Origin of the sequence: Paenibacillus polymyxa (assembly GCF_018614975.1) — a bacterium.
Lineage (GTDB): Bacteria > Bacillota > Bacilli > Paenibacillales > Paenibacillaceae > Paenibacillus > Paenibacillus polymyxa_E.
Genome location: NZ_JAGGNR010000008.1, coordinates 542922 through 559740, shown reverse-complemented (window position 1 = coordinate 559740; position 16819 = coordinate 542922). Strand labels below are relative to the sequence as shown.

Here is a 16819-nt window from a genome sequence, read left to right as displayed (position 1 = left end):
TAAGACGTCCTCGGTTCCTTAGAAAATCGTCTGGGACAATCCACCAGGATCAGCCAGCCTAAACTTCAAGATGTTTTGGACGCCCACGTCCTTCAACGTAGAGCATGCCTGACAACGTATGACGTGCCTAAGTTTGAACACACACCCTAATGAGGCATGTAAAGGAATGAACCTCAGCAATTTTTTACTATCAACATATAGTATATTGACTTGCAAACGTTTAAAAGAAACTTAGGCGGGTAATAACATAGCGAACCACTCAATAATATGAGGAGGGATTCACTATGCAGAAGAAAATCGTAGGTGTGTTTAATACAGAACGTGAAGCATCGCAGGCTATCGAGGGTCTGAAAGCACAAGGATTCACTTCAGACGAAATCTCCGTTGTTACACAGGATCGGGATGAACTGAAGGCAATTCGGGAAGAGACAGGTACCAAAGCCCCTGAAGGCGTGGCTGCGGGTGCAGCAACAGGTGGTGTCCTTGGTGGCGTAGCCGGTCTGCTCGCAGGTATCGGTGCACTAGCCATACCCGGCATAGGACCGATTCTGGCCGCAGGCCCTATTGCAGCAGCATTTACCGGTGCAGCCGTGGGTGCAGGAGCTGGCGGATTGGTGGGTGGACTTGTGGGTCTTGGTATTCCGGAAGAGGAAGCTAAACAGTATGAGGAGTATGTACAGAATGGTAAAATCCTGCTGCTCGTAGATTCTACGGATCGGGACTCCGATGTGTATGATGTGTTCAGTGGCAACAGCCAGCTTAACCGAGACAGAGCCGAAGCAGCTCATCGCGGAGATGTGCCTGCCGAACGTCCGGATCTGGATATGGAAGAACGCAGATTGGAAGCTCAAAACAAGGCAGCGCGATTCGGTAACAATACATTCCTGTAATCTTGCCGCGAATTTAATCGATATCAAATAAAACCCAATGACTTATTATATGCAAAATGGAATGACATATATGATCCACCAGATGGTCATTAGCCGGTTTCCTTAAGGGAAGCCGGCTTTTGTCCCTGTGTTACATGTCTGCATCAATAATGGCGAATGGTGTTTTTACCCAGTCAGGCAGGGAATAACAATACATATAACAGTATAGCCAAAGCGAGTCCAATCACCAGTAGCATCATGGTAAGAAACCGGATTAATCCGGTCGATGCCTGAAATGTTTGCTCATTGATTTGTGTACGCTTCCGATGATAGGCTGCTGCCGAATACACAATGATGGATATGCCGCCAATCAGAGATGTGATACCGGTAATAATCGCCGCAATATGTGCAAGCCGATCATACGCCGACGAATTGAAACCAAATCCGGCAGCAAGAAAGCCGATGCCCGCCATGGCAATACCGGTGCGTACCCAGGCCAGAAAAGTTCGCTCGTTAGCCAGATGTTGTTGGACATATTTGGAATCGGTTGTGGTTACGTCTTTGTCTGTTCTAGAAATGTGAATCAACCCCGTTCATTAAATATACGGCTTCATTGTACTTTGTTTTTATCGTAAAACCAAGAAAGGACGGCTGAATGTATGCCTCGCAAAGAACGAATTACAGAAATAGAGAGCTTAAGGGGAATTGCCTTTGGAGCGGTGGTTCTCCAGCATTCCATCGCACATTACTCTCTTGTCCCGGAAACGAGACTGGAGGATGGCGTGTTGCTGGCCATACTGCTGATGCTCTCCAAATTTGCCGTTCCTTTATTCATATTCATAACAGGTATGGTGCTGTTTTATAACACGGGAGACAAGCTGCATTACGGCAAGTTTATGAGAAAAAGAGTAACCGACGTCATCGTGCCTTATCTGATCTGGTCACTCATTTATTTTACCCTTGCACCGCGGGGCTGGACCGGATTCGGATGGAATGACATCCCTGATCTAGGCCTGAAGTTGATTACTGGCAAAACGACTTCACACTTTTGGTACATCATTATGTTGATCCAGTTTTATCTGTTATTTCCGCTCTTCTTGCGTGCCATTCGTTATGTATATAACCGATATGAGGCCAAGGGGCGTATGATCGCATTATTGATTTCTGGCGTGGTGTATCTGGTGCTTGCAGATCAATTAGGAAACATCTCCAAATTCATGGAATGGCTGAATATCCCGGTTCTGACAGATGCTTTTACAACGTATGCGGACCGCAATTTCCTCTATTTTTTTATTTATTTTGTGCTAGGTGCAGCCGCGGGGTTATCCGTCCAGCATTGGAACGAATGGATTCACCGGTTACGCTGGGTATACTGGACGGTGTTTATTGTTCTGGGTCTTCGGTTTACATATTTATTAATGCTGGAGTTTCAGAAGCCGGAGGGAATCCAAATTACATTCTACACGGTCAGCCTGATCCGCCCTGATATGGCACTCTTTCTGATTGCTTCGATCATGGTCATGTACCAGCTGGTTGGCAAACTCCATAACCTCAGGGTTACACGATTGCTGGGATGGATTGGTGGTGTATCGTATGGCGGTTATCTGATGCATATGTTGATGCTGCGGTATAGCTACATTCCGGATGAGTTGTTTTACGTTGCTATGGGCTGGAACCCTGTCGTCCGAATGATCATCACCTGGTTGCTCGCTCTTACATTATCCTGTGTGCTGACTTGGCTCATCTCTCGCGTAAGCTGGGGGAAATGGATTGTAGGAGCCGTGCCAAAATCTGTCCATACCAAATGAATCCATCAATATATGAAAAATTCAGAACAGAATCACAACTGTACAGGATTGTACAGGGTCAATGTCGGTATAGGAATTCAGGATTCAGTAATACAGGCTACACAGGATTCAGGAGTAAAGATGTAACAACTTTTGCACAGCCGTATTAATAAAATTTGATTGTACGAATCACTGAGCCCTGAAATAAGCAAACTTTTTAAAAAAAAACATTAAAATTTCATTACATGAAAAATTCACAACAGAAAACCGTTTTCCGTGCTTCCTTAGGCTAACCCATATTCATACGATTTCTTGCTCGCCCTCTTATAAGATAGATAAAAGGGAGGCAAAGCGGAGAAAGATGGCAGAACACGAACATAAGTTTTATAATACTAGATATATAGGTTCTGACAGGAGGGGAATGAACGTGGCTTTTATGATTGCACAGCGGGCATTTATCAAGCTCTATCTGATTACGATGGTTGAACAGCACAGGGGGTACGGTTACGAGATGCTGGAGGCGATGAAGCAGGAATTCAAAGACTACGGTTATGTACCACCTCAGAGCGAGGTATATCGGGCATTACATGAATTGGTACAGCAGGGTGTATTTTATCGCACGAAGAAGCTGAAGGGTAACGATCCAAAGGTCGATTTTCAGGAAATCGTTTTATATCATTTCGCGGATGATGGTGCGGAAAAAGCTGAGTTATACAAGAAACAGGTCAAAACGGATCTGGATCGTTGTCTCGGCATGTTACACAAGGCAGAAGAGGACAATTACGGTACGAAAGGAAGATGAGCATGAACAGACAGTTACAGTGGGGTGTACTCGGTACGTCAACCATTGCCAAAAATGCAGTCATTCCGGCGATCCAGCAGTCCGAACGTGGTGAGGTGCTGGCGATAGCCAGCCGCAGCAAAGAAAAGGCCGAAACCCTTGCTGAAGAACTCGGCATTGCCAGATCGTATGGCAGTTATGAAGAGCTCATCGCTGATCCGGACATTGAAGCCGTCTATATTCCTTTGCCTAACCATATGCACAAAGAATGGACCATCAAAGCTGCCCAGGCTGGCAAACACGTGTTGTGTGAGAAACCGGCTGCCCTGAATGCAGATGAAACGGCAGAAATGATCGGGGTATGTCATCAACATGGTGTTCTTTTTGCAGAAGCGATTATGTATCGATATCATCCCAAGCACAGACGTGTGCAAGAGATTATAGCTAGTGGAGAGATTGGCATTGTCAGAGCCATCCATGGTAACTTTACCTGTAATACCGCTGATGACAAGGAAAATGTAAGGTTCAAAAGAGAGATGGGCGGCGGATCATTATTCGATCTTGGCGTGTATCCGATCTCGGCTGCCCGGATGTATCTGGGACAGGAACCCGAAGCGGTGACAGTACACGCTCTATTCTCCGACGAGCATGATGGCGTCGATATGATGGCATCGGGACTGGTAGAATTTCCGAATTCGGTAGCTTTAACGTTTGACTGTGGCATGTGGGCTTCAGGGCGAGCGGAGATGGAGATTCTCGGGACGGAAGGGCGGATTGAACTGCCAAAAGTGTTTGGCTGGGAGAACAGTGATATTCCACCTCAGATTATTGTGCACACCGATTCGGTCAGCCGTGAGGAGCGTGTATCGGTATCGAATTCATATGTGCTTCAGGTGGAGACATTTGCAACGGCTGTGCTTGATGGAGCAGCCCTGCCTTTCAGTCCGGAAAATACCATCCAAAACATGCGCGTGATTGATGCGTGCCTCGAATCGGCTCGAACGCGTCAACGTGTGCAACTGATTGATTAGATTAAGTCAAGTCAGTTTACACATACTAGTAAATGCAGACTCCATCTTCAGGGATGAGAGTCTTTTTTTTCTGTCTTAAAATGTTACAATTATAATATTTTACAATTTAAACGTCTGAATTTGATATTTCTACCAAAATGATGTGATATAAATAGTCATGAGATGACTTGTTTACTATAATCTAGCAGAACGCACAACTAGAAAGTTACAGCTTGCAAGATGCATATCGTGACAACGTTCATCTACTTTGAAGGATCGGGAGGCCGAATTGATGAAAAAGTTGATATCCACCGCATTACTGGCATTATTGTTAACGTTTGTTTTCCTCACAGGTTCACAGTTCACTCCAGTCGGACAGCAGAAGGCATCTGCTGCAACATGTACCATCATCAATACGTTTACGGGTGTAGCTAACTATTTAAGTGCAAACGGAACGTTGCCATGTAACTTTATTACCAAATCACAGGCAACAGGACTCGGCTGGGTAGCGTCAAAAGGAAACTTGGCTGTAGTGGCTCCTGGGAAAAGCATCGGTGGAGACGTATTTGGCAATCGGGAGGGGCTTCTGCCTTCAGCGAGTGGACGTACATGGCGCGAAGCAGATATTAACTATACATCCGGCTTCCGTAATTCGGATCGGATTGTGTACTCCAATGATGGACTCATCTACAAAACGACAGATCACTATGCATCATTTACACGTTTGAAATAGAGGAAGGAGCAGCCATGAACACCGTGATTCTGGATGGAGAAGACTTTGATAGTAGCGCTGAACTTCATCAGCAATTAAAGGATAAGCTGAAGCTGCCGGCTTTTTATGGCGGTAATCTCGACGCTCTGTGGGATTGCTTGACGGGTACGATTGAACTTCCACTAGAGCTAAGATGGACCAACTACCGGATCAGCGAAGAACGACTGGGGAATGAAGCAGGCCGGGTACGCGATTTGATGTTGGAGGTACAGGCTGAACAGTCTGGATTTCTATTGCGTGTTGAGAAGTAGGCAGCAAATAAAGGCAGTTTAAATATAATTAGTCCAACTCAACAGACCACATGTGGTCTGTTTTTTTGTGTGTTATAGGGGTGTGTTCAAAATTCCGCTGTTGATTACGAGTCTGAAAGCAGAGCGAGATTTTACTTTGCTTACTTGTCGTTAAAATTATTTTCACGAAGCTATTGATTTCTGCAAAACTTACGTTAAAATAAAATTAACATGAAAAATATTTTAACGTCAGGGAGTGGAAAGTCATGAACGATAACACAGCAGTTGGCAAGCAAGGTATGGGTGAGTTAATACGAATCAGACCGTACATGCAATTTATGCTTAGTAAAGTTGTATCGAGATTTGGTGATTCGATTGATTCGATTGCGTACAGTTGGATGGTGTACATTCTAACCGGTTCGAAAGTGCTGATGGGTACGTTGCTGGCGGTGAATTTTTTGCCCAATATCCTTCTGGGTCTGTTCGCCGGGGCTTTGGTTGATCGCATGTCTCCCAAAAAAGTGATTGTGATTACGAATACCGGTCGCGGGTTGTTTGTGGGTATTACAGCTCTGCTGTTTGGATTGGGCCAACTTGAAGTCTGGCATCTGTTTGTCATCACAATTCTGAATTCTTTGCTGGAATGCTTCACTGTTCCTGCCGAAGTGTCCAGTGTCCCCCGATTGCTTCCCCCATCGATGCTGCTTTCGGGTAATGCCATGTCCTCTTCCGCAACCAGAGTGGCCGAACTCGCAGGACTTGCAGTGGCGGGTGCCCTTATTGCTACAGTAGGCATTGCCTGGACGATCCTGATTGATGCGGGGTTGTTTGCGCTAAGTGCTTTAATGATGAGCCGAGTGGGCTATCCTGAAACCTTAACATCTGATAACAATGAATATAAAACATCAACTGAAATGAATTCACACTCATCCGAAAAAAGTAGTATATTCTCCGAAATGGCGGAAGCTTTTCATTTTCTCCGTAAACATGCCTTATTGTTAATTGTCTCGATCCTGTTTGCCTTCGTTAATTTCTGCCTGATGCCGTTTAATGTTCTTCGTACACCCTATGTGATCGAAACGCTGCATGCTGGCGCTTGGGGATTAAGTCTGCTCAGTGGGCTGATGGTAGGAGGCATGTTGCTCAGTGGTGTGTGGTTGACGCAAAGGGGAGCACATTATCGTAAAAGTGTGCTGGTCATCAGCGGTATTGTCATGTTGGGTCTCAGTTATGCGATGACGGCATTACCCGCTTACATGACTTCCTTCCAACTGCCGGTTGCAGCGACCTTTTGTCTACTGATGGGTATGGGAATTCCGCTGGCTACAACACCGCTGGCCACCTATCTTATGGAAGTTACCCCTGCGGAGATGCTGGGCAGAGTGTATGCCCTTCAGACTATGCTTGTCTTGAGTGTTGCACCCCTTGGGAGCCTGGCTTCGGGAGCACTGGCAGATTGGCTGACCATGCCTGTTCTGTTTATCGTTTTTGGTATTATGCTTGCCATGTCAGCAGGTATGCTGTTATTTAGCAAAAGTTTTCGAAGTGCTCTGTGAAGATATTCAGAAGTAATCATTAGCCAATTTTCTGTATTAAGTTATTTCCGGCTCTTTTTGACCGAAGTCCTGACGCAGCGGTATAATAGAGACATCGATGGACAACAAGGTACCCCGGAAATGAGGATACAGGAATGCAGCACAAGGTTCTTTCAACAATTGAAGAAATTAAAATCTACTCCGATCCGTATCGGATACAGATTATAAATATGTTTAAAAAGCAGGGCAGACCATCCACGGTCAAAGAGATCGCCGACCAGATGGGTGAGGTGCCAGCCAAAGTTCACTATCATGTAAAAAAGCTGGAGAAAATTGGTCTGCTGACGATCGTTTCCACGCGTGAGATTAATGGCATTATCGCAAAATACTACGAACCATTTACCGGAGAAATCCATCTCCGTCACGAAGATGAAGACAAGGAAAACTCTCCATTGAAACAGGTGTTTCGGTCCGAGACGCTCAAATTATTAAATGAGATGTTCGAACAAAGTCGTCAGCGATTCATGCATCAGGCGGAAAATGAAGATCGGATGTTTCTCTCGGACATCACGCTGTATGCAACCCGTGAGGAAGTAGAGCAGTTGTATAAAAACATCATTAAACTCTGCGAACCCTATACAACGAAAGAGGATAAACAAGGGGAACATGAGGTCTTTCAGTTATTCTCTGCCCTCTCCAAACCTTTAGTAAAAATACCTGCTTCTAAGACTAATGCAAAAGAGAAAAAGAAAGCTACGTCAGATAAGGGCAAATCAACTCCGAAAACGTCTCGATCTGTGTCGAAGCGGCAGGAATCTGCATCATCTGGTAGTGAATCGAAAGAATAAACGGATGGAATCCATGGGTTCAGCATTATCGCTGGAAGCAAGTAACGGCAAACGTGAGAGACTGCTTAGGAGAAAACTAGAAAAAGCCGCCTAATGGCGGCTTTTTAATGCGTGATAAGGAAGGCTAATGGTGGAGCAGCCTATGGAATCAATCAATTTTGATGCCTACCGTTTCAGTTCATAACGAAGTTACATGTTCTCATCATAGCCCTTCACATCACGTTTGGCTGCGGTTGCGGGGGAATTAGATGTGCCATATTCTTCGACCGCTTCCCAGGCATCTGCGTTGTCGAACTTGCCGGCCCGCTGCTGTCTTCCTTCTCCAGCACCACTCGGAGGCATAGTCATTACTTCTTCTTCAACGGGCCGATCGTTGCTGATCTCCCGATTAGGCGTGTCGTCAATACAGTAAGCGGTATAAGGGATAGTCTCAAGTCGTTCGAAGGGAATATCTTCTCCGCACCTTACACAGGTTCCATATGTACCTTGCTCCATACGTTCCAATGCGTCGTTCACTTGGTTGAATTCGTCTGTTAATGTATCGTCGATCGCCAGATCACGGCTGCGTTCAAATGTTTCCGTATCGGCATCTGCCGGATGATTATCATAGGAGGACAGCTCACCGGTTGAATCTTTCAGCGACTGGGCCGGAGCACCGTCTTCCATGCTGGATTCAAAATGACGCTGCAAGTTTTCACGTTGCTCCAAAAGGGCGTTTTTCAGTATTTGATGTTGATTTTTAGTTAATGTACTCATAAGGACATGCTCCTTTCCCGTTGTGGGGTGTAGTGTGTCTTTACCCGAATTGGATGAAAAGCAATCATTTTCGTGAGGAATAGGGCTGTATCGTTTTATATCTGACGGATTATGTGTTATAAAAAATAGAGAGAGAAAATGCCGTATGTTCTTCACAGGAAATGGAACCACGGCTTGGCCTATAATGGAGGTTGTCAATATGGATGAACATATGAAACGAAGATTGGATAAACAGAGACAATTGTTCAAACAATTGGGAGTGCAGCTAGATGCGTTATCGATTCATGAAAAACAATTTAATTATAAACTTCGTGGTTATGATCCGGATGAGGTAGATGCTTATCTTGACCTGGTCATCAAAGATTACGAACGTTTCTATGCCAATATTGCAGATCTGATGGACAAATGGCAAGAACAGCAGTTAACGATCCGCGATCTCAAGGCGTCCGCGAAACCGGTGGAAGATCCGACCAAGATTGATCGCAAACAGCTGGATGATATTGTGAAACAACTGGAGTACAGTGTGCGGCAGCTCAAGATCAGAGCACGTCCCGAAAAGGATCTGTTCTCTGAATAAGGTCAGCATGTTCTGGATTATATTAAATAAAGGTGGTTAATCATGAGTACTCATTTTTCGGTCAGTGTGCATTGTTTGTTGTTATTGTCACTCAGCGCGCCTGAACGAATCACGTCTGCACATATTGCAGGTAGCGTGAATACCAACCCTGTCGTCGTCAGACGTATTCTGGGCGGGCTGAAAAAGGCAGGATTGGTGAACTCCTCTCCTGGAACAAGAGGCTTCTACTTAGCGAAGCCATCAAGTGAAATCACATTAGCCATGATCTATCAGGCTGCCAAGAATGAAGGTCCATTGTTCCCGATTCACGGCAATTGTAACCCGGATTGTGAAGTGGGCTTGCATATAGACAGCTTGCTGACCAATCTGTATCAGGTTGCCGAGGCGAAGGTGGAGCAGTTCTTTGCATCCATTACACTCGAAGATATGGAACGATCCTGTACTCAGATGCAAGCTGTTCCATCACAGACAGAGTAGATTGCAATAAGGACTTAAGTACAAGTTCAAAAAGGGCGGTTTTCAGTACCGAGAAGATGGGATGAAGCTAGAAATGGAGTAGCGGAGCGTAGGAAACTACGTGAGCAACTACAATGTTTCCTAAGGAAACAACCTTCGTAAGCATATGCTTATTTCGGCTGAATTCCATATTCGATGCTACGATGCCATTAGGCATCATTCGTAATCAAAAGCGGACTTTTTGAACAACCTCTTGAGGAAAGGTGGGTTGTGATATGAAAAAAATTATAGTCATTTCCGATACGCATTGTTCACGTAAATCACAGAAGTTACCTGCCAGGCTCGTTGATGTACTTGCGAGTGCCGATCTGATTCTTCATGCTGGTGACTGGTCGGATTGGAGTGTATACCCAATGCTTAGCGAGTATGCACCAGTTGAAGGTGTAGCTGGTAATACGGACCCGTCCGAAATTGCTGAAAAACTGGGATATTCCCGTATTGTTGAAGTGGAAGGACTTCGTCTGGGTCTTGTGCACGGGCATCTGGGATCAAAGGGTACGGAGCAGAATGCAATTCATACCTTTGCAGGCCAGCATGTGGATGCTGTGATCTACGGACACTCACACATCCCGGTGATGCATACCGTCGATAACACACTGGTATTTAATCCGGGGTCGCCTACGGATCGGCGTTTTCAGAAGCAATACTCATTTGGCATCATGACAATAGATCAGGGGAAAATACAGGCTGAACACGTGTTTTTTGATCGGGAATAGAGAGATATGATTTCATCCTATATATAAAATTATTGTACAAGGCATCTTTGAGCAGAATTCAAATCTGTTCCAGGGATGTCTTTTTGATATGCGATCACATGATTCTCTTGGGAAGTTATCTCTGAATGGGGAATGTGCTCTGTTCGTTATCTGTCATTCATCTGTTGGCGTTTTCCCCTATGGTGACGTTCAGTGGAGTGATACAATGCCTTTACGACATATAATGAATACGTTTACATAAGGAGATGGAGCATGATGAAACTGTCTGTATTCACGGTGGCTACCCCTGATCTGAATGCAGAAGAATTGGCATCGGCTGCGGCTGCAGCGGGGATTGATGGAATTGAGTGGAGATTCCGTGGAATTCCTGAAGAGGCAATGTCCGAAGAGCCCTCTTACTGGAGAAATAATCGATGCTCTGTAGATCCGAGCCGCTGGCAGGAACAGGTTCCTGTTTTTCGTGAAGCGGCGGTAGGGCAAGGCAGGAAATCCATTGCACTTGTACCATATCTGAACTGTGGAGATCTTTCTGCCACCGAACAGGCGTTTCAGGCTGCGGCTGGTTTAGGAGCATCTATGATGCGTGTGGGTGTCCCTGGATATGATCGCAAGACCCGTTATCCTGAGTTGTATCGTAAAGCCGTTGATTACCTGAGTGAAGTACAAGATCTGGCCAAACAGTACAACATCAAGGCGATTGTAGAGACGCATCATCAGACGATAGCACCTACGGCATCGCTGGCCTATCGGCTTGTGCAATCGCTCGACCCGCAGCATGTGGGTGTGTTGTACGATCCAGGCAATATGGTACATGAAGGATATGAGAATCATCGGATGGGACTTGAGTTGCTGGGGCCTTACCTGGCTCATGTACATGTAAAAAATGCCGGGTGGTTTGAACCAGAAGGGAAAGATTCGCAAAAGGCTAATGTGACTGAGAAGAGCAGCGGAGTGGCTCTGAATACAGCCTGGAAATGTCACTGGACGCCGCTGACTGAAGGCATGGTCGATTGGGTACAGATGGTGCGGGATCTTCGTGCCGTCGGGTATGACGGATATTACGGAATAGAAGACTTTAGTGGTGCCTTGGAATCCAAGGCAATGTTACAGCATTTTGCAGACGTATTCGCCGAAATTGAGCGTCGTGTGGACGAGGAGGAGCAGTCATGAGTATTGTACGCGTAGCGGTTATTGGTATAGGCAACATGGGAGCAGCACATGCCAGAACGTTGGTGGCTGGAGAAGTACCCGGTGCAGAGCTGGTCGCCGTATGTGATGTTAGAAGAGAGATGGAGAGCTGGGTATCCAGTCACCTTCCGGCAACGGTCACCTATTGGCAGGATGCAGAGCAGATGATGGCTTCGGGTACGATTGATGCAGTCATTATTGCAACGCCGCATTATGATCATCCGGAACAGGCCATTCAGGCTTTCCAGCATGGCTTGCATGTCATGATCGAGAAGCCGGCCGGTGTGTATACGAAACAGGTACGCAAGATGAATGAAGCGGCCGCAGCCAGCGGTAAAGTCTTTTCCATGATGTACAACCAGCGGACCAACCCACTCTACATTAAGCTGAGAGACTTAATCGCTTCGGGAGAACTAGGAGAGGTACGGCGCACCAACTGGATTATTACGAACTGGTATCGGTCCCAGAGTTACTATGATTCCGGCGGCTGGCGGGCAACCTGGGCAGGTGAAGGCGGCGGTGTGCTGATTAACCAAGACCCGCACCAACTGGATCTGTGGCAGTGGACCATCGGCATGATGCCGGTGCGAATGCGTGCTTTCTGTTCGTTTGGCAAGTATCGGAACATTGAAGTGGAAGATGATGTAACAGCTTATGTGGAGTATGAAAATGGAGCAACAGGTGTCTTCGTAACGACTACTGGCGAAGCACCGGGTACCAATCGATTCGAGGTCAACGGAGACCGGGGTAAAATCGTGATCGAAGATGGAAAACTTACGTTCTGGCGACTTCGGGAATCTGAGCCTGAATTCAATCAGCGGTTTACCGGAGGTTTTGGACAGCCAGAATGCTGGAAGTGTGAGGTTCCGATTACAGGTGTGGAAACGGGTCACCCGGGTCTGATTCGTAACTGGGTTGATGCGATTCGTACAGGCGCACCCCTCATTGCTCCCGGTGAAGATGGTATACACGGATTAACATTGTCGAATGCGATGTTGCTGTCTACCTGGACGGATAACTGGGTGAATCTGCCGATCGATGAGGATCTGTTCTATGAGCATCTGCAGGAACGCATTGCTGGATCAACGACTAAGAAAGACAAAGCAATAAGCGGCAGTCAACCTGCTGATTTGAGTCAAACGTTTAAATGAAGACGATTTGTTATATAAGACGAGTTCATAGTAATCAACATTTTATAATAAGGATGGGATAACATGGCTAAAGACGGGATGTTCTATGCACCAAAAAGTGTTACAAAAGAGGTCGTATGTGGTCCGGGTGAGTTCACCATTGCTGCTGTTGCGCTGGACCATGGACACATCTACGGCATGGTTGGGGCATTGTTGGAGGCTGGAGCTACTCTCAAGTGGGTGTATGATCCGGACCCGGCGAAGGTAGAGGCATTTCGGAAGCAGTTCCCACAGGCTCAAGTCGCTGGCTCTGAAGCAGAGGTGCTTGCAGATGATGAGGTGTTATTGGTGGCAAGTGCAGCGATCACTTCAGATCGTGCGCCGCTTGGTATGAGAGTGCTGGCCGCAGGCAAGGATTATTTTACAGACAAAGCCCCGTTTACCACGCTGGAGCAATTAAAGCTTGCACGAGAAGAAGTGAAGCGAACAGGCAAAAAGTACATGGTGTATTATAGTGAGCGACTGCATGTAGAAAGTGCGATCTACGCAGGGCAGCTCATTGAACAAGGGGCAATCGGCAAAGTAGTGCAAGTTATGGGTACAGGCCCGCATCGCCTGAATGCTGGAGGAAGACCCGACTGGTTCTTCAAACATGAGCAGTATGGCGGCATTCTCTGCGATATCGGGAGTCACCAGATCGAACAATTTCTGACGTTTGCCTCATGTACGGACGCTGAGGTAGGGTTCAGTCGTGTGCATAACTTCAATCACCCACAGTTCCCGGAACTGGAAGACTTCGGCGAAGCTTCTCTGATTGGTGATAACGGAGCTTCCGGTTACTTCCGAGTGGACTGGTTCACACCGGATGGCCTGGGCACATGGGGCGATGGGCGTACAGTTATTCTGGGAACGGACGGTTATATCGAGCTGCGGAAGTATATCGATGTAGCGAGAGAACCGGAAGGAGATCAGGTCTATCTGGTCAATCATGAAGGGGAGTACCGCTACAATGTAAAAGGCAAGGTCGGTTACCCGTTCTTCGGCCAACTCATTCGCGATTGCCTGGACCGCACCGAGACAGCCATGACACAGGAGCATGCCTTCAAAGCGGCAGAACTCTGTCTGATTGCACAGCATAAAGCGATGAGCGAGCGCGTGGTGTGGAGTAGTGGAGCGAAGTAAATGTTTTGTGTGAAGGAGCGCAAAGGGAGAAACGTTTGATCACTGAAGGTTATCGGCAATTCTTCTTTTGTTGAGTGAAGAAAAGAGCAGCCCAAATGTTAAACTGGATCCAAAAGGTTAGTCTTTTCTAACAAATGGAGCAGTTCGCACTGGGGCTGCTTTTTTATGTATGTTCGTGACTTCGCAGATGGATTAATTTGGGTTATATTATATGTAGTTCGGATATTGCTTGAAAAGAGAGGTGTTTACGAAGTTCGTATATATGATGTTATACGCAACCCCTTAAGAAATGTTAAACCATACAACCAATTAATAATAAATCATAAATATAAGTGAAAGAATACATTTACAACGTAGCAGTTGAAAACCAGGATGAACGGAATATTAGAAGGTGTACCATATAACAATAAATTTCCACATCGTTAGCTATGCTCCTTGGTCATCAAGAGGAATACCAGAGAAGCGGATTCATAATAAAGTGCAAACTAAAGAATATTTCTATTATGCGAAAGAGAGGATCAAATGAATTATCATTTTGGTTTTTCATGGAAGGGTCTGATAATCTTTTTATTGCCAATGATACCAAATATATTTTATTTTCTTAATCCTGCGTCAGATATATCAGGAAACAATGCAAATAGCCATTTGATTTTAGATGTTTTGGAGCACGGAAGTCAGGCGATATTTTTCTTTCTTCTGATATTTGTTGTAAGAAAACAAGCATCTGAAATGCGATGTCCGTATATAATTGGTATGGCAATAATGTTGATTTTTTATTATGGGCTATGGATATTGTATTTTACAGGCAACACAAACTCGGTTATTTTTTTGGGGATGGCCGTTCTCCCGGTTGTATATTTTATATTAGCTGAGATTTGGCTTCAAAATTATCTGGCTATTATACCAACAGTACTTTTTGGTATTGTGCATGTCATTAATACATATTTGTCTATTGCGAATTAAAGGGAGGACAACAATCCTCTTAAATTTTGATTGTGCGTTCAGCATGTATTCTATATTAAGGATTAAGTCTCGAATGGTGAGGTCAGAAGTAAGCCATAGCTTAAGGCAGGGGTGTCCAACGTGAGCAGGAATCTGAATGAAGCCAGCCATCGGCAAATCTCCGGTCCGAGGAACACTAGCCTCTTATAAGGCTAGCGTTCATTGGATGAAGTTACTACACAAACCAAGGTTGATACTGCTGAAGGCGTACGAGAGTAAATGAGGGGATCTTTCCTATGCGGAAACGGATTTGATAGGAGCAAAAGATAGAACCAAAAGATAAAACACGTAAAGACATATTAAATACATAAAACACACAAGACATATAAGGGTGTGGAATCGAAGAAGAAGGGGCAGCGTATAACATTGCATTATTGCTTCGTCGCTGACGCTCCTCGGTCTTCAAGAGGGATTTCGGAGACGTGGAATCAGGCGACACATCCTACCGGCTAAGTGGCAAAGCCACCCGGACCTCCGGTCCTTAAGCCGTTTGGACGTCAGAAATGCGCAACGTTATCCGCAATCCCCTAAAGCCAAAACCGAAGAAACTGAAGAACAAGTATAAAGAAGAAAGATAATAAAACTTAATTGAAGGTGATAATTATGAAAGAATGGGACTACAGTAAGCCTTGGTTCCATGGCTCGCCAATGCTCTTAAATGAACTACTAGTCGGAAGCACAATAACTCAGGATCGAGAGTTAGCAAGAATCTTTTCACACAAACCATCTATTGTTGCTTTTGATGAAAATGGCACAAGAATTCATAATGGTAAGTTATGTGGATACATTTACATAATTGACGAGGAAATTACAAGTGAGGATGTATACCCACATCCAGCAACTACAATGAATCCTGGTGAAGAATGGCTCATCAAAAGAGGATTAAAAGTACGAAAGATAGATGAAACAAAAACAAGAGCGGAAGAACAACTTACAGAGGAAGAGGAGTTAGAATTATTGGAAAAGCTAAAAAACATATAGCGAATAGTTTGTTCGTAGAAGAGGGTGCTGTGTATAACATCATATTCACGCATCTTTCCATCCGGCTCTCGGTCCGGCAGGGGCATTTCGGGGAAGTGGGGGACAGCCGGAAAACCCTGCACTAGCTAAGGCCCTCTGACCCGGGGCGTTTGCCCCTTAAGCCAGTGAGAGTTCGTGAATACAGAAGCGTTATGCAAACTTAACAAAGAACTATTAAAAACAGTATTCTATCATGGGAGTGAAATCTTTGATTGAAAACAATATCCAAATTCGAAGAGCAGAAGCAAAAGATGCAAAATATCTCGCTAAACTTAATGTTGAATTTAACGGAGTGGGAATTTCTGAAGAAGAAATTATTGCAAGCCTATCTGATTCAAATGAGATTGTTGTAATAGCCTTAAACAATGATCTACCAATTGGATTCGCATGTGCTCAGTATTTTAAATCAATCTGTTATTCAGAACCGTATGCAGAAGTAACCGAATTGTATATTATGGGTGACGCTAGAAGGAAGGGAATTGCTACAAAGGTATTAGACTTTGTTGAGAAAGAACTTATATTAAAAGGAGTTAGTTCGGTGAAAGTGCTGACAGGGAAAAAGAATGAAACAGCGATAAAAACATATGAAAAATCAAATTATATAAAGAAAGAAGAGCTAATACTACAAAAAAAAATATAAATCAAATAGAACATTAAAGATGTATAGAACTTAAAGGTTATATAGAATGCGAAAGTAAGTCAAAGGTCATTAACATCGGATAACATAATATTCAAGTACGGCTCCTTCGGAGCCTGGGTCTGCGGGAAGGAATTCAGAGAGGCAATCCTGCAGACGTCCCCGTTGGGGGTTCATGAATATAGGAACGTTAGGTGAAATCCTGCGGAACATATAGATTGAGGAGAATTACAAGATGGAAAGAACAAATGTAAAAGTCGAAT

19 protein-coding genes are annotated in these 16819 nt (G+C 45.0%); 17 read left to right on the top strand and 2 right to left on the bottom strand.

The window, feature by feature from the left end:
* The first annotated feature begins 284 nt into the window (after window positions 1–284).
* Complete coding sequence (locus J7E78_RS05890) at window positions 285–890, top strand: general stress protein (RefSeq protein ID WP_215075369.1); 606 nt, start codon at window positions 285–287, stop codon at window positions 888–890.
* Between the two features lie 173 nt (window positions 891–1063).
* Here the strand turns inward: J7E78_RS05890 and J7E78_RS05885 are convergent, their stop codons facing one another.
* Window positions 1064–1456 (bottom strand): YidH family protein, encoded by a 393-nt coding sequence (locus tag J7E78_RS05885; protein WP_251034839.1) that lies wholly within the window; start codon window positions 1454–1456, stop codon window positions 1064–1066.
* A 72-nt stretch (window positions 1457–1528) separates the two neighbouring features.
* Between J7E78_RS05885 and J7E78_RS05880 the strand changes: the two genes are divergently transcribed.
* From J7E78_RS05880 to J7E78_RS05850, 7 genes are all read left to right on the top strand, one after another.
* The gene (locus J7E78_RS05880; RefSeq protein ID WP_215075368.1) at window positions 1529–2677 is read left to right on the top strand and encodes an acyltransferase; all 1149 of its coding nucleotides are present in this window, start codon (window positions 1529–1531) and stop codon (window positions 2675–2677) included.
* A 406-nt stretch (window positions 2678–3083) separates the two neighbouring features.
* On the top strand, window positions 3084–3458 hold the full coding sequence (locus tag J7E78_RS05875; RefSeq protein ID WP_215075367.1) for a helix-turn-helix transcriptional regulator: 375 nt from the start codon (window positions 3084–3086) through the stop codon (window positions 3456–3458).
* Window positions 3459–3460: 2 nt separating this feature from the next.
* A complete protein-coding gene (locus tag J7E78_RS05870; protein ID WP_215075366.1) occupies window positions 3461–4468 on the top strand; it encodes a Gfo/Idh/MocA family protein in 1008 nt (335 codons plus the stop codon).
* A gap of 271 nt (window positions 4469–4739) precedes the next feature.
* Complete coding sequence (locus J7E78_RS05865; protein ID WP_215075365.1) at window positions 4740–5180, top strand: ribonuclease; 441 nt, start codon at window positions 4740–4742, stop codon at window positions 5178–5180.
* A 14-nt stretch (window positions 5181–5194) separates the two neighbouring features.
* Window positions 5195–5470, top strand: coding sequence for a barstar family protein (locus J7E78_RS05860; protein WP_215075364.1), 276 nt, complete (start codon window positions 5195–5197; stop codon window positions 5468–5470).
* 245 nt (window positions 5471–5715) lie between these two features.
* Window positions 5716–7005: an MFS transporter gene (locus J7E78_RS05855; RefSeq protein WP_215075363.1), complete on the top strand. Its 1290-nt coding sequence runs from the start codon at window positions 5716–5718 to the stop codon at window positions 7003–7005.
* A 134-nt stretch (window positions 7006–7139) separates the two neighbouring features.
* Complete coding sequence (locus tag J7E78_RS05850) at window positions 7140–7832, top strand: ArsR/SmtB family transcription factor (RefSeq protein ID WP_215075362.1); 693 nt, start codon at window positions 7140–7142, stop codon at window positions 7830–7832.
* Window positions 7833–8021: 189 nt separating this feature from the next.
* Here J7E78_RS05850 and J7E78_RS05845 read toward each other — a convergent pair whose 3' ends face one another.
* Window positions 8022–8588 carry a TraR/DksA C4-type zinc finger protein gene (locus tag J7E78_RS05845; RefSeq protein WP_215075361.1) on the bottom strand — a complete coding sequence of 189 codons (567 nt, stop codon included), beginning with the start codon at window positions 8586–8588 and terminating at the stop codon, window positions 8022–8024.
* Between the two features lie 199 nt (window positions 8589–8787).
* Here J7E78_RS05845 and J7E78_RS05840 point away from each other — a divergent pair, with 199 nt between their 5' ends.
* The 9 genes from J7E78_RS05840 to J7E78_RS05800 all read left to right on the top strand — a co-directional run bounded on the left by J7E78_RS05840 (window position 8788) and on the right by J7E78_RS05800 (window position 16559).
* Window positions 8788–9165, top strand: a complete 378-nt coding sequence (locus tag J7E78_RS05840) for a DivIVA domain-containing protein (RefSeq protein WP_215075360.1) — start codon at window positions 8788–8790, stop codon at window positions 9163–9165.
* Between the two features lie 42 nt (window positions 9166–9207).
* Window positions 9208–9642, top strand: coding sequence for an Rrf2 family transcriptional regulator (locus tag J7E78_RS05835; protein ID WP_215075359.1), 435 nt, complete (start codon window positions 9208–9210; stop codon window positions 9640–9642).
* A 254-nt stretch (window positions 9643–9896) separates the two neighbouring features.
* Window positions 9897–10397 carry a metallophosphoesterase family protein gene (locus tag J7E78_RS05830; RefSeq protein ID WP_215075358.1) on the top strand — a complete coding sequence of 167 codons (501 nt, stop codon included), beginning with the start codon at window positions 9897–9899 and terminating at the stop codon, window positions 10395–10397.
* A gap of 255 nt (window positions 10398–10652) precedes the next feature.
* Window positions 10653–11567: a sugar phosphate isomerase/epimerase family protein gene (locus J7E78_RS05825; RefSeq protein WP_215075557.1), complete on the top strand. Its 915-nt coding sequence runs from the start codon at window positions 10653–10655 to the stop codon at window positions 11565–11567.
* The gene (locus J7E78_RS05820) at window positions 11564–12736 is read left to right on the top strand and encodes a Gfo/Idh/MocA family protein (protein WP_215075357.1); all 1173 of its coding nucleotides are present in this window, start codon (window positions 11564–11566) and stop codon (window positions 12734–12736) included. The genes J7E78_RS05825 and J7E78_RS05820 overlap by 4 nt, the downstream gene beginning before the upstream one ends.
* 63 nt (window positions 12737–12799) lie before the next feature.
* Window positions 12800–13897, top strand: coding sequence for a Gfo/Idh/MocA family protein (locus J7E78_RS05815; protein ID WP_215075356.1), 1098 nt, complete (start codon window positions 12800–12802; stop codon window positions 13895–13897).
* A 522-nt stretch (window positions 13898–14419) separates the two neighbouring features.
* A complete protein-coding gene (locus J7E78_RS05810; RefSeq protein WP_215075355.1) occupies window positions 14420–14860 on the top strand; it encodes a hypothetical protein in 441 nt (146 codons plus the stop codon).
* 642 nt (window positions 14861–15502) lie between these two features.
* Window positions 15503–15880, top strand: a complete 378-nt coding sequence (locus tag J7E78_RS05805; protein ID WP_215075354.1) for a hypothetical protein — start codon at window positions 15503–15505, stop codon at window positions 15878–15880.
* Window positions 15881–16127: 247 nt separating this feature from the next.
* Entirely contained in the window at window positions 16128–16559 is a 432-nt protein-coding gene (locus tag J7E78_RS05800; protein ID WP_251034838.1) for a GNAT family N-acetyltransferase, read from the top strand.
* Window positions 16560–16819: the final 260 nt, after the last annotated feature.

What these genes read in the sequence shown, in the direction of transcription:
- J7E78_RS05880 (WP_215075368.1), top strand. Translation starts at nt 1,529, where the DNA reads ATGCCTCGCAAAGAACGAATTACAGAAATAGAGAGCTTAAGGGGAATT.
- J7E78_RS05815 (WP_215075356.1), top strand. Translation starts at nt 12,800, where the DNA reads ATGGCTAAAGACGGGATGTTCTATGCACCAAAAAGTGTTACAAAAGAG.
- J7E78_RS05890 (WP_215075369.1), top strand. Translation starts at nt 285, where the DNA reads ATGCAGAAGAAAATCGTAGGTGTGTTTAATACAGAACGTGAAGCATCG.
- J7E78_RS05835 (WP_215075359.1), top strand. Translation starts at nt 9,208, where the DNA reads ATGAGTACTCATTTTTCGGTCAGTGTGCATTGTTTGTTGTTATTGTCA.
- J7E78_RS05810 (WP_215075355.1), top strand. Translation starts at nt 14,420, where the DNA reads ATGAATTATCATTTTGGTTTTTCATGGAAGGGTCTGATAATCTTTTTA.
- J7E78_RS05850 (WP_215075362.1), top strand. Translation starts at nt 7,140, where the DNA reads ATGCAGCACAAGGTTCTTTCAACAATTGAAGAAATTAAAATCTACTCC.
- J7E78_RS05870 (WP_215075366.1), top strand. Translation starts at nt 3,461, where the DNA reads ATGAACAGACAGTTACAGTGGGGTGTACTCGGTACGTCAACCATTGCC.
- J7E78_RS05805 (WP_215075354.1), top strand. Translation starts at nt 15,503, where the DNA reads ATGAAAGAATGGGACTACAGTAAGCCTTGGTTCCATGGCTCGCCAATG.
- J7E78_RS05830 (WP_215075358.1), top strand. Translation starts at nt 9,897, where the DNA reads ATGAAAAAAATTATAGTCATTTCCGATACGCATTGTTCACGTAAATCA.
- J7E78_RS05865 (WP_215075365.1), top strand. Translation starts at nt 4,740, where the DNA reads ATGAAAAAGTTGATATCCACCGCATTACTGGCATTATTGTTAACGTTT.
- J7E78_RS05845 (WP_215075361.1), bottom strand. Translation starts at nt 8,588, where the DNA reads ATGAGTACATTAACTAAAAATCAACATCAAATACTGAAAAACGCCCTT.
- J7E78_RS05820 (WP_215075357.1), top strand. Translation starts at nt 11,564, where the DNA reads ATGAGTATTGTACGCGTAGCGGTTATTGGTATAGGCAACATGGGAGCA.
- J7E78_RS05860 (WP_215075364.1), top strand. Translation starts at nt 5,195, where the DNA reads ATGAACACCGTGATTCTGGATGGAGAAGACTTTGATAGTAGCGCTGAA.
- J7E78_RS05840 (WP_215075360.1), top strand. Translation starts at nt 8,788, where the DNA reads ATGGATGAACATATGAAACGAAGATTGGATAAACAGAGACAATTGTTC.
- J7E78_RS05855 (WP_215075363.1), top strand. Translation starts at nt 5,716, where the DNA reads ATGAACGATAACACAGCAGTTGGCAAGCAAGGTATGGGTGAGTTAATA.
- J7E78_RS05825 (WP_215075557.1), top strand. Translation starts at nt 10,653, where the DNA reads ATGAAACTGTCTGTATTCACGGTGGCTACCCCTGATCTGAATGCAGAA.